The 12,351-nt window shown below is 42.9% G+C and carries 10 protein-coding genes; 3 read left to right on the forward strand and 7 right to left on the reverse strand.

The window, feature by feature from the left end:
- Positions 1–43: 43 nt before the first annotated feature.
- Positions 44–271 (reverse strand): DUF3820 family protein, encoded by a 228-nt coding sequence (locus OCU38_RS15870; protein WP_261824469.1) that lies wholly within the window; start codon positions 269–271, stop codon positions 44–46.
- A gap of 115 nt (positions 272–386) precedes the next feature.
- Between OCU38_RS15870 and OCU38_RS15875 the strand changes: the two genes are divergently transcribed.
- A complete protein-coding gene (locus OCU38_RS15875) occupies positions 387–1,304 on the forward strand; it encodes a hypothetical protein (RefSeq protein WP_390625275.1) in 918 nt (305 codons plus the stop codon).
- Between the two features lie 242 nt (positions 1,305–1,546).
- On the opposite strand, the gene OCU38_RS15880 is transcribed toward OCU38_RS15875, so the two are convergent.
- Entirely contained in the window at positions 1,547–3,142 is a 1,596-nt protein-coding gene (locus OCU38_RS15880; protein ID WP_261824471.1) for a DUF4145 domain-containing protein, read from the reverse strand.
- 404 nt (positions 3,143–3,546) lie between these two features.
- On the opposite strand from OCU38_RS15880, the gene OCU38_RS15885 reads away from it, so the two are divergent.
- Positions 3,547–4,131, forward strand: a complete 585-nt coding sequence (locus OCU38_RS15885; protein WP_021713742.1) for a porin family protein — start codon at positions 3,547–3,549, stop codon at positions 4,129–4,131.
- 158 nt (positions 4,132–4,289) lie between these two features.
- Here the strand turns inward: OCU38_RS15885 and OCU38_RS15890 are convergent, their stop codons facing one another.
- From OCU38_RS15890 to OCU38_RS15900, 3 genes are all read right to left on the reverse strand, one after another.
- Positions 4,290–4,748, reverse strand: coding sequence for a hypothetical protein (locus OCU38_RS15890; protein WP_261824472.1), 459 nt, complete (start codon positions 4,746–4,748; stop codon positions 4,290–4,292).
- Between the two features lie 296 nt (positions 4,749–5,044).
- Entirely contained in the window at positions 5,045–6,076 is a 1,032-nt protein-coding gene (gene tdh / locus OCU38_RS15895) for an L-threonine 3-dehydrogenase (RefSeq protein ID WP_261824473.1), read from the reverse strand.
- The gene (locus OCU38_RS15900) at positions 6,076–7,272 is read right to left on the reverse strand and encodes a glycine C-acetyltransferase (RefSeq protein WP_261824474.1); all 1,197 of its coding nucleotides are present in this window, start codon (positions 7,270–7,272) and stop codon (positions 6,076–6,078) included. The genes tdh and OCU38_RS15900 overlap by 1 nt, the downstream gene beginning before the upstream one ends.
- Before the next feature lie 157 nt (positions 7,273–7,429).
- Between OCU38_RS15900 and OCU38_RS15905 the strand changes: the two genes are divergently transcribed.
- The gene (locus OCU38_RS15905) at positions 7,430–8,341 is read left to right on the forward strand and encodes a LysR family transcriptional regulator (RefSeq protein ID WP_261824475.1); all 912 of its coding nucleotides are present in this window, start codon (positions 7,430–7,432) and stop codon (positions 8,339–8,341) included.
- Positions 8,342–8,441: 100 nt separating this feature from the next.
- Here the strand turns inward: OCU38_RS15905 and OCU38_RS15910 are convergent, their stop codons facing one another.
- Both OCU38_RS15910 and OCU38_RS15915 read right to left on the reverse strand, forming a co-directional pair.
- Complete coding sequence (locus tag OCU38_RS15910; protein ID WP_261824476.1) at positions 8,442–9,635, reverse strand: acetate/propionate family kinase; 1,194 nt, start codon at positions 9,633–9,635, stop codon at positions 8,442–8,444.
- Between the two features lie 387 nt (positions 9,636–10,022).
- On the reverse strand, positions 10,023–11,921 hold the full coding sequence (locus OCU38_RS15915) for a DEAD/DEAH box helicase (RefSeq protein WP_261824971.1): 1,899 nt from the start codon (positions 11,919–11,921) through the stop codon (positions 10,023–10,025).
- Positions 11,922–12,351: the final 430 nt, after the last annotated feature.

Here is a 12,351-nt window from a genome sequence, read left to right on the forward strand (position 1 = left end):
GAACGGCCCATAGTATTTGTCCGTAATATTTATCCATAGAGCCCTAAAATCGACGGCTGTCTTTTAACGGTTTCACCACCGAATCTAGCCCTTCAACTTTCAATGCTAGACAGAGCTGTAATAATCGACCCAACTCTCCATCTGGCCACTGTGCTTTGTTTTGAAACCACAATAGATACTCTTCAGGAAGATCAATCAGCACACGCCCTGCGTATTTTCCATACGGCATTTTCATGTGCGCAAGTTTAAGTATATTTTCTTTATCAAACACTTTTTAAAACCAAATCAAACACTTTGTGACATTATGTAATGCATCTACCATAATAGAAGTGAGCGAAACAAACAAAGGATCGTTTTTGCACATCACCACTTCTATTCAGCTGTTTTTGTTTACTTTGCTGATAATCTTCTCACTGCCAACACAAGCGCAGGACAGCGAAGAAAAATGCTTGAGCAAACCTGACGATGATAGGCCAATTTCGCGCGTTTATCACTTTCTCAACACCAAGTTTTGCCAGCCCGCCGTGTGGTTCGATGACTTCTTCGCCGATGACCGCGTCACCGAAGACGCCCGTGCAGGTACTTCTGTACGTTGGAAAAACGACTTTTCATACTTTGAACATGACGGCTTCAAATACAAAAGTAAAATTGACGCAAAATTTAACCTGCCGAAAGTAACCAAGCGACTAAAACTCATCATTGAATCAGAAGGCGAAGATTCTCTTTTCGATCTGTTCCCTAAAAATTCAGACGAAGTAGAAAACAACCTCGGCCTGAGATACGACATCTACGCTAAGGGCTACAGCAGTTTTAATATCAAAGCCACATTTAAGCCAAAAATCGAAGCACGTTACCGCTTTACCTACCCAATCACCGTCAATACGGTAAGCCGTATTACACAAAAACTTTACCAACAAACAGAGTTAACCGGCGAGTCGACCCAATTTGATATCGACCACGCGATAAACACAAACTTTCTACTGCGCTGGACATCTTTCGCCGAATTTGAAAGAGATCATGCCGACGACACCAGCATTTGGAATATGGGAACCGGATTTATTCTTTACCAATATATCTCCCCAACCCAAGCCATTAACTACACCATCAGCACCACAGCAACCGACACCCCTCGCAGTTTTATAGACAACACCTTAATCAGTCTCACCTACCGACAAAATATCTTCTTTGATTGGTTCTATTACGAAATTACACCTGAATACAACTGGTATCGGGAATATCAGCAAAGCTTTGAGAAAGAAGCGAGCATTCGGCTTAGGTTGGAGGTTCGATTTGATAATTTTTAGGGGTGAGAGGTTCCTTCTTTCTATAATGTGCGCTAAACCTTTAGTTTAACGTCTGCTAGTGCTGTTTTTACATTCTCTATCCCGAGGTTAACCCAAAAATTAGTTTTATTACCGCGTTTAGGCTTAAAACGTTTAAATTCAGCAGTGGCCATAGCAGTCCTCTCACCTAAGCTCATATGACCTCAACATATCAGATCAAATGAGCTATTTATGCAATAAATTACTCAATTAATAGCCTTACCCTACTTACGTCTCATCTTCCTAGCCAGTTTGCGCTTACGTTTGTTCTTCTGTTTGTCTACGCCTGTTTTGTGGCTATTTCCAAGAGTGGTGTAACCGATTTTTTTCAATACGGCTTTGCCCTCTGGGCTGTTTATAAAGGTACGCGCCTCGGCATGACCTGCGTCTGCGGCTTCCGTTAGCAGAGTCGGGATTGGGCTAGGCGTTTTAACGCCGCGGCGGACTTTTGATTTATCAGCAGCAACATCTAACGCAAGTTTTGCCAAGCGGTACTTTACATCCGCCTCTTCGAGTTCATTGGCAGATTGTCTTAGTGCCTCTTTATAAATCTCACGCATCAAGCTGTAATACTGTTTGTCGTTTGCGATTTGTTTAAATAGGCGCAATTCAACATCTAGGTAATATGGCATGCATTTGTAGCTATCGACCATTTCCTGTACCGATTTTTCAGTATCCTGCGTCTGGTACACGGTAATGTCGACATAGGATTTAAAGAACGCCATAGCGGGAGCGCGACGTGCTTGTCCGCCGACAATAGCCGAGCGTAGTGCTTTTAAAGACTCGTCTGTTTGCTCTGTTTCATACGCTTCCAACTTGGTAAGAGTATCTACGGTAAACGCTTCAGGTAAGCGGTGCTCTAGCGCACAAGCTAACCACTTTTCTTTTTCTGAGTCGCTGCTAAATGCGTTGCTCAAAGCAAACGACAGTGCTTTGGAGTAACCCTTTTTTGCCGCTTGATGAATATGATTTATACCTAATTTGCGCTCTTCATTTTTAATAAGATGCGCGCCAAATTCAAAGTGCGCCTCCCCTTCTTCATCAGTGGTTAAGGCTTGTTTAAAACAGTATTTAGCATCACGATTACCTTGTTGTTGCAGTAGCTTATTTGAGTAGCATTTAGCAAACAACAGCCAACTTTGCGGATGACCTTGGCGATGAGTTTTTTCTAGCCAATAGCTGACATCTGTCTGTTTATCAAAATACGCATCCTTACTCCATGCTCGTGACTCGCCTGTCTGCTTGCTCATATCGAGCAGTTCACTATAAAAGTGATTGGCGAGGTAAAAACTGGCTTCTTTGCAGCCTTTTAGGGCATCGGTTACAAATGAGGTTAACTCACACGACATTGGCTCTTGCCAAGTGTACGAGCATTGCGAAGGAGTTTCTAAAATCGTGCGACCAACATAATGAGCGATTTCATACAAAGCGTTCATGTGCTTTTGCATGCGTGAGCGAGAGATAGACAACTTAGCGATATACTCACCGTTTACCTCTGTCATATGCACTGAACGGTTGCCGTCGTGACGCAGGGCGTTCATCTCCTCGATCACCCAAGATTCTATACATCCAGACGATTGCAGCATTTTGATTTTGTTTGATAATTCTCCATGCACTGGCGGTCGCAACTTAAAGTGCTTACCCAGCTCATGACAGGCAAGTTCTACAAACAAACGAATTTTAACCATACTCGACTGTGGGTCAGTAAAGTAATAACGCTCAGCTAAGGTCGCTTGGTTATAAAGCTCACCTAGACCCTGTTTCAAAAACTCAAAATTGTCGTGTTTATTGTGCTCGAAATTTGCTTGAACTTGCATCATAACGCTCCTATTTTCGCCATCTGGAGCTTATGTTAACCATGTGGGCGACAAATTGTGTCGCTAATACATTACTTGTGAAAGGATGGAAAAATTAGCAGACGAGGTGAATGGAAATCTATTGAAGTCAATCAAGAAATTAAGGGAAAAACACTCAATTTCACAAATCAATTTTTTTGTTCTTTAATTAACCGCCCTACTAATTAATAACTTTATGCCATTGATTTAATAAATAAATATAACTCTTTATGGGTGATTTTTATGACTAAAATCGGTAGATGAACGCTATTACTAGCATTTGTTATTAAATTCAGGAAACAGAGTTAGTATTGACCTTATCCTGACATTTCTTGTTACATTCTAATCAAAATGACGCCGCGCAAACCAAAATTGTACGGAAGCAATCCATGAACAAGAAACTATTAGCTATTTTAGTCATTAGCTCATTCTCCATTACAGCCCACGCCGCTGACGACAAAGACTCAGGACGTATCACCGTTTTTGCTGGTGCTAGCAATATCTCTTCTAACTTTCATAACCCAAGATTTAGTGTCTATGGTGGCACATTGGGAGCTGAATTTGGCTTCAACAAATACGCCAGTATCAACTTAGCGGGTACCTACGCTTCTTTTGATGAATCTAATTTCCATAGCAACTCACAAGGTGACACTGCTGATGGTTGGGCAATCAACACCCGATTAATGGGTAAACTTGGCTACCCTATTGAAAACCTATCAGGGAAAGTAAGGATGACACCATACGCCATGCTAGGTCTTGCTGTTGAATCCTATAAACTCGAACAAGATCACGCGGCAAATAGCACCTTCAATACTGACGATGGTAAAAAGATAAACAGCCAAGCAGGTTTAGCCTACGGTGTCGGCGCAGATATTATTATCGAAGATGTCTACGTGATTGGCGTGTCATACAACCGCTCGAACCTAGATACCAGTCATCAACAAACGTCACTGACATTAGGTTATCGTTTTTAAATAGACATCACGTAAAATTTGTTAGCTGATGATCAAATAAACCATCACTGAATACCCACCTCTCCCGATAGGCAATATTCAGCGATGGTTTTTACTTACAGGCAGTAGAAATATCAAAAAGCGCCCTTCTAACAGCGCTTAAATCCCCTCTATCTTGTTTACGCTTTCTCAGTATTGTCTAATGCAAAGTAGATCTTGGACACCGTTACCTCAGCAATCAGTATGACAAAGACCACCGCGAAAAAGGCCACAACGCCATTAAATGGGCCGGAGAACTGTACTTTTTCACCAAAAATAATGTTGATGGCTTCTAGCATTACAAATTTAGAGCCTACAAGGATGATATAGGTAGAAACGCCTCGGTAGATTTTTGGAGCCGTGCCGGGCTTAGATTTAAAATAGTTTGCGAGCTTATGTTCCAATCCTATGGATAATTTAAGCAATAGCTGCAGCAAGATTGCGGCAATGAAAGAGATGGTAAACGACTCAATGTTGACGTACTGGCAGTATTCGTCAAAGAAATTCAGTACGGTTAAATCCACTAACACAGCCAACGTATAACCGACAAACAAACGTTGCGGTGTATTAAAATTATAGCTCTTTCCTTCTGTGCTCATAATTACTCCCTTAATTACAAAAACAATAGATTAATAACAATTGTAAAACATCATCACTCAAATATAGTTCGTATTTTCAGATAAAATTCAATTAATTACCGTTTGAAGGTGTGCAATGTGAGAAAAGAAGAAACTGGCTATCGGAAGATCGGTATAAGAAGATATCTCGTCGATAAAACAAGAAATGTAGAGGTAAAACGAAAAATGGCCCCAAAAAATCTTTGGGACCATTTTGAAGTCACTGAAATCTTAGACTGTGTCAGTGATGAAACCACACAGCAAAAGAGTGATGCGCGTTATTCCCAATCAAGAATAACTTTACCAGACGCCCCGCTACGCATAGCGTCAAAGCCTTTTTGGAAGTCATCAATCTTGAAATTGTGAGTGATGATTGGTGTCAAATCTAAACCTGATTGAATCAAGCTTGCCATCTTATACCAAGTTTCAAACATTTCTCTTCCGTAAATCCCTTTGATCACTAGACCTTTGAAGATCACTTGGTTCCAATCAATGCCCATGTCTGATGGTGGAATGCCCAGCATTGCAACACGACCACCGTGGTTCATCGCTTCTAGCATGCTCTTAAATGCCATTTGAACGCCTGACATTTCCAAGCCCACATCAAACCCTTCGGTCATATTAAGCTCAGCCATCACGTCTTTTAGGTCTTCTTTAGCCACGTTCACAGCGCGAGTCACGCCCATTTGACGCGCTAAATCAAGGCGATATTCGTTCACATCGGTAATAACTACGTGACGTGCACCAACGTGTTTGGCAACGGCAGCAGCCATGATACCAATTGGGCCTGCGCCTGTGATCAGAACATCTTCACCCACCAAGTCAAATGACAACGCTGAGTGTACCGCGTTACCAAATGGGTCAAAGATTGCCGCAAGATCATCAGAAATACCATCAGGGATCTTAAAGGCGTTAAACGCTGGGATCACTAGGTATTCAGAAAAAGAGCCAGTACGGTTAACACCCACACCGATGGTGTTACGACAAAGGTGCGTACGACCACCGCGACAGTTACGACAGTGACCACATGTGATGTGTCCTTCGCCTGATACGCGATCGCCTATTTCAAAGCCGCGAACTTCTTGACCAATCGCGACAATTTCACCCACATATTCGTGGCCCACAACCATAGGCACAGGAATAGTGTTTTGTGACCATTCATCCCAGTTGTAGATGTGCACGTCAGTGCCACAAATTGCGGTTTTCTTAATTTTGATAAGAAGATCGTTATGCCCCATTTCAGGCATATCGACTTCATTCATCCAAATGCCTTCTTCCGGCTTTAATTTAGATAAGGCTTTGATTTTCATTATTTAATCAGCTCCATATCACGACCTACTTCGATAAATACATCGATAGCACGGTCTAGCTGCTCACGTGAGTGCGCCGCTGACATTTGAGTACGAATACGCGCTTGGCCTTTTGGTACTACAGGGAATGAGAACCCAACTACGTAGATGCCTTTTTCTAGTGCGCGCTCAGCAAATTCTGCAGCCACTTTTGCATCACCTAGCATGATAGGAATGATGGCATGATCCGCGCCGCCCATAGTAAAGCCTGCCGCTTCCATACGAGTGCGGAAATGTGCTGCGTTGTCCCACAGTTGAGTACGAAGATCGCCACTTTCTTGTAGAAGATCGATAACGCGCAATGACGCCGATACAATCGCAGGAGCCACTGAGTTAGAGAATAGGTATGGACGAGAGCGCTGACGTAACCAGTCAATCACTTCTTTTTTGCCAGATGTGTAACCGCCTGAAGCGCCACCCATTGCTTTACCAAGAGTACCAGTGATGATATCGATGCGATCCATAACATTGTGGTAGTCATGAGTACCAGCGCCTGTTTCGCCCATAAAGCCTACAGCGTGAGAGTCATCAACCATCACTAATGCATTGTATTTATCAGCCAAATCACAAATAGCTGGCAAGTTAGCAACAACGCCGTCCATTGAGAATACGCCGTCAGTAACGATAAGCTTGTGACGAGCACCCGCTGCATCAGCATCGATAAGTTGTTGCTCAAGCTCACTCATGTTGTTGTTTGCATAGCGGAAACGCATCGCTTTACACAAACGCACACCATCAATGATTGATGCGTGGTTAAGGGCGTCAGAAATGATGGCATCTTCTTTACCAAGAATGGTTTCAAACAAACCTGCGTTAGCATCAAAACAAGACGTATAAAGAATGGTGTCTTCCATACCTAAGAAAGCAGATAGCTTGTCTTCTAGTTGTTTATGAATATCTTGCGTGCCACAAATAAAACGTACAGAAGCCATACCAAAACCGTACTCATCCATACCTGATTGTGCTGCTTTGATAAGTTCAGGATGGTTTGCAAGACCTAAGTAGTTGTTTGCACAGAAGTTAAGTACATCTTCGCCTGTTGAAATAGACACTGAAGCTTGCTGTTGAGAGGTAATGATTCGCTCAGACTTATACAAGCCTTCAGATTTCACTTCTTCGATTTGTTGTTGGATTTGATTATAAAACGCAGAAGACATAATACTATCGGTCCTTTAAGTAGAGGTAAGCAGGAAAATTGGACTGCTTAAATTAAGGTTATTGTTATTATTTACACTGTAAATAGATTTTAGTTGAAACCCTGTGCGAGTATAATCCCCTTCATGGAAAATCATTTGTGAATCATAGGCACATATAATGAAGACAACTCAGCTTGTGGCACTGCTTCCCGATCTCGCTACCTACACTTTAGTGGTGCAGCAAGGCAATTTCACTAATGCAGCCAATAGTTTATCTATGACGCCGTCTGCGGTTTCAAAAACGATATCGCGCTTAGAAAAAGCATTAGAAGTGAAGTTGATTGAACGTACCACGCGTAACCTTCGCATTACCGAAGAAGGACAAAAGGTTTACGAACAAGCCGTGCAAATGCTGTATGCCGCAGAACAAGCGGTCGAGCTTTCGTCAAACCGTCACTTAAAGCCGCTAGGTAGCATTATGATCTCTGCGCCAGAAGCGCTATTAAGTATTGTATTACAGCCTTTGATTATTGAATTTTTGAAGAAATATCCGCAAATCCAAATCAAAGCGCGTGCCATTGATGGCGCGGTTGATATACAAAAACAAGGCATTGATATCGCCTTTCGCCTTTCAAAACACCCCGATGAACACTTAGTGTTAAAAGAGTTAGGACAAACGCATCTTTTATTATGTGCATCCAAGCCCTACCTGATGAAAAACGGCACGCCACAGCAACCAAGCGATCTCGAACACCATAACTGCTTATACTTAGCCGAAACTGAGCACGATAACCTCTGGACGTTTCAGAAAGACGAGGAATCTCAATCGGTAAACGTGTCCGGTCGATATGCCGTCAACCAAGCACAACTGCGATTTGAGGGAGTGAAATCGCATTTAGGAATTGGGCTATTTCACGACTTTGTGGTGGAAGATGCGTTAGAAAACGGCGAGGTGGTGCAAGTATTAGAAGATTGGACGCTAACCGGTAATTATCACGGCAATATTTTGATGCAATACCCGCAGACAAAGTACGTTCCTGAACGATTGCGATTATTTATCGATTTTATCAGCGAGGCGCTAGGGGCTTAGTTCTTAGTTAAATAAATGCTCAAAAACTAAATCTTGCCCAAAGACGAAAAAAGCGAGCCTAAATAGGCTCGCTTTCATTTATGCGGTAAGCAAAAGTAGACTAGATACGTTCTACTGATTCTTTAGCAATAACAAACTCTTCGTTTGTTGGGATAACCAATACTTTAGCACCAAGAAGTGCAGACTCACCGATTTGACCAGCAGCGCCAAAGCGTGCCGCTTCGTTACCCGCTTTGTCTTCAGTGAAGCCTAGTAGGCTTAGGTTCTCAAGGATTTCACGACGGATATCCAATGCGTTTTCACCGATACCACCAGTGAAGATAACAGCATCTAGAGCGTTAAGTGGTACTAGGTAAGAAGCGATGTATTTCGCTACACGGTAAGTGAACACTTGGAATGCAAGAGTTGCACCTTCGTGACCTTCAGCCATTGCTTCTAGGATGCCACGAGCATCAGAAGTTAGACCAGACACACCTAGGAAACCAGATTTTTTGTATAGAGTTTCGAATACTTTCTCTTGAGTCCAACCTTTCTTAAGTAGGAACTCGATAACGCCTGGGTCAAGGTCACCACAACGAGTACCCATCATTAGGCCTGCTTGTGGAGTGAAGCCCATTGAAGTATCAACAGATTGACCGTTTGCAACTGCACATACTGATGCGCCGTTACCTAGGTGAACTGTGATGAAGTTGCTTTCTTCTACTGGTTTGCCAATCACTTTTGCAGCTTCGTGGCTAACAAAGTAGTGGCTAGTTCCGTGGAAACCGTAACGACGGATACGGTATTCGTCGTATAGTTCGTGAGAGATAGAACCAGTAAATGCTTTCTTAGGCATTGTTTGGTGGAATGCAGTATCAAATACAGCAAACTGAGGAAGAGAAGGATAAGCTTCCATTGCTGCTTTAATGCCTTTAGCGCCTGCTGGGTTGTGAAGAGGTGCTAGGTCTGAAAGGCTTTCGATTTCTGCAAGTACAGCATCATCGATACGAACAGTGCTAGTGAATTTCTCACCACCATGAACGATACGGTGACCAACTGCAACGATAGTCTCTTTTAGACTTAACTCTTCCATCAACTTAACAATACGGTTGATAGCTTCTTGGTGGTGATTACCCGGTGCTGTGATAGCTTCTTGGGTTTTTTCACCGTTAAATTTCCAGCCGATAGTCGCTTCTGGAAGGCCGAAACACTCACCTAGTCCGCTTACTAGTGCTTCACCAGATTCAGAATCGATAACAGCGAACTTCAGAGAAGAGCTGCCTGAATTGATAACGAGTACGTTCTTGTTTGACATGAGTTAAATCCTAAAATTAGATGAGGGGCATTCAATCTTTAGTAATGATTATCAAATAATTTGAAAAATATTCAAATTTTTTTTAACCGAATAGTCATACAAAATAAGATACTTTGATCTAGATCATTCTGCAAATTTTTTTAGTGCTTAAATTTTTTATAAAAATTAAAAGTTTAAAATCGTTTTTAGTGGTGTCATGGCTTTCAAGGCATTTGCCCTGCCCCATCAGCTGCAAAAAACCGCAATATCTTTGTCACTATTACTCAGAATAAATCATACAAGTGTATCTAAATGCGTCGATATGTTTTGTTCAGGCGAAAAAAAACCGAGACACTTACGAGTCCCGGTTCTCAAATTTTATTACTCGCCTGTAATTACACGACAGTATTACTCGCCAGAGTTGCGACGAGATTGACCACGGTCGCCACGAGGACCATTACCACGGTTTTCGCTGCCACGGTTACGGTCGAAACGACGTTCGCCGTCACGGTTACCACGGTAGCCACCGCCTTCACGGTTACCACGATGACCTTCACCACCACGACGGTTACCACCGTCACGACGAGGGCCACCATCGCGACGTGGACCACGAGACTCACGGAAGTCATCAAAGTCACACACTACAGCAGCGGTTTCTTTTTGACGAATACGCAGTTTACGCAGTTTACCCGCAGTTTCAGAGTTCATTGCTTTTGGAAGCTGAACAAACGTATGGCCTTGAGCCAGTTTGATTGCACCAATAGAACCTTTAGTTAAACCTAGTTCGTTTGCTAGAGCGCCAACGATGTCTTTAACTTGAACGCCTTGGTCACGACCCACTTGCAGTTGGTATGTATCCCAATCTTTGGTTTCGCCGCCGTAGCTACGACCGCCTTCACGACGACCATCGCGGCCACCGTCACGACCGCCTTCACGACGTTCAGTGCGACGTTTCTTATCGCGCTCGATAGCTGCGATCATTGGGTCATCACCTACGTAGAATAAAGGACGTTTGCCTTGTTGACGACGTAGTAGGATTGCCGCAAGTGTTGCTGCGTCAATTTCTAAATCATTTTGTAGCGTTTCAACTAACTCAGCGAATTTCTCTACAGAGCTGTGTTCTTTATCAGCAGCAAGTTCAAGACCTAGCTTAGTTACACGAGCTGCTGCTACTTGGTCACGCAATGGAAGTTGGATTTCTTCCATAGATGACTTAGTTACGCGCTCAATAGTGCGAAGCATACGCATTTGGTTAGTACGAACCAATAGGATCGCTTTACCCTTACGTCCAGCACGGCCAGTACGACCAATACGGTGAATGTAAGACTCAACATCAAATGGAATGTCGTAGTTGAATACGTGAGTAATACGAGGCACATCAAGACCACGAGCCACAACGTCAGTTGCCACTAGAATGTCGATTACGCCACGTTTAATGTTGTCTACAGTGCGCTCACGTTGAGACTGAGGAATGTCACCGTGTAGTGCAGAAACTTTAAAGCCACGGTCAGCAAGGTAGCCTGCAACGCGCTCAGTATCTTGGCGAGTACGTACGAATACGATAGACGCATCGGTTTCTTCAGTTTCAAGAAGACGAGTCATTGCTTCATCTTTCTCGATACCTTTAACAACCCAGAATTTTTGCTCTACTTTATCAACTGTGTGGTTTTTACCCGCAACGTCAACAAACGCAGGATCACGCAAGAAGCGCTCAACAATTTTCTTAAGCATTGGAGGCATAGTTGCAGAGAACAGTACGCGTTGAGCCGTCGCTGGAGCGTGCTCAAGGATTGCAGTTACGTCTTCTACAAAGCCCATGTTTAGCATTTCGTCCGCTTCATCAAGAACGAAAGTTTTTACTTCGTCTAGGTGCAAACGGTCACGGTTAATCAAATCTTGAACACGGCCAGGAGTACCTACAACAATGTGAGTACCATTTTTAAGGGCGCGCATTTGATCAACGATAGAAGTACCACCGTAGATTTCAAGAACTTTAAGACCACGGATGTTGCGGCCAAGGTTTTTGATTTCAGCAGCTACCTGAATCGCTAGCTCACGTGTTGGAGCAAGGATGATTGCTTGAGGTTTACGCTGGTCTAGTTCCAATTTGTTAAGAAGAGGAAGAGAGAAAGCGGCTGTTTTACCAGTACCTGTTTGTGCTTTACCTAGTGCATCTTTACCTTCAAGAAGGAAAGGAATTGACGCTGATTGAATTGGTGTTGGAGAAACAAAACCCATTTCATCAAGGGCAGAAAGGATTTGTTGGTTTAGTTCTAAATCGCTGAATTTAATTTCAGATTCTTGCATCGGGATCCCACTATAAGTCAGTGTGTTCATTAATACGGTCCCAGGTGCTCTCTAAATTCATACACCGATCCAGCAATACACACTAAATCCATTCGGAAGGAAAAGTATATAAAACGCATCAAGCCGCTAGGGACAAAATAAGGTGGCGAATTCTGCCCTAAAAATCAGACAATTACAAGAAAATATTGAAATAGATCACAAATTCAAGCAAATCCGCCCCTCACACGTCTTCCAAAAGCAACATTAATCCCCTATTCTGACCTGTGCATTTTGTCAGCAAAGCCTTTTCAAACCCTTACTCGGCTTAACGATTACTTCCTATATCCCTGCATATCTGAATGAGTGTATTTAACCAAGTTTTGGCGATCCTGCTGCGACATATTATCTGAGCCAGAATGAGCACAACCCGCTACAAAGCCTACGCATAACA

Source organism: Vibrio neonatus, from assembly GCF_024346975.1.
GTDB lineage: Bacteria > Pseudomonadota > Gammaproteobacteria > Enterobacterales > Vibrionaceae > Vibrio > Vibrio neonatus.

Bases quoted from the DNA above. Each gene is read 5' to 3' on its own strand.
- OCU38_RS15880 (WP_261824471.1), bottom strand. From the start codon at position 3,142: ATGATGCAAGTTCAAGCAAATTTCGAGCACAATAAACACGACAATTTT.
- OCU38_RS15885 (WP_021713742.1), top strand. From the start codon at position 3,547: ATGAACAAGAAACTATTAGCTATTTTAGTCATTAGCTCATTCTCCATT.
- OCU38_RS15890 (WP_261824472.1), bottom strand. From the start codon at position 4,748: ATGAGCACAGAAGGAAAGAGCTATAATTTTAATACACCGCAACGTTTG.
- tdh (WP_261824473.1), bottom strand. From the start codon at position 6,076: ATGAAAATCAAAGCCTTATCTAAATTAAAGCCGGAAGAAGGCATTTGG.
- OCU38_RS15900 (WP_261824474.1), bottom strand. From the start codon at position 7,272: ATGTCTTCTGCGTTTTATAATCAAATCCAACAACAAATCGAAGAAGTG.
- OCU38_RS15905 (WP_261824475.1), top strand. From the start codon at position 7,430: ATGAAGACAACTCAGCTTGTGGCACTGCTTCCCGATCTCGCTACCTAC.
- OCU38_RS15910 (WP_261824476.1), bottom strand. From the start codon at position 9,635: ATGTCAAACAAGAACGTACTCGTTATCAATTCAGGCAGCTCTTCTCTG.
- OCU38_RS15915 (WP_261824971.1), bottom strand. From the start codon at position 11,921: ATGCAAGAATCTGAAATTAAATTCAGCGATTTAGAACTAAACCAACAA.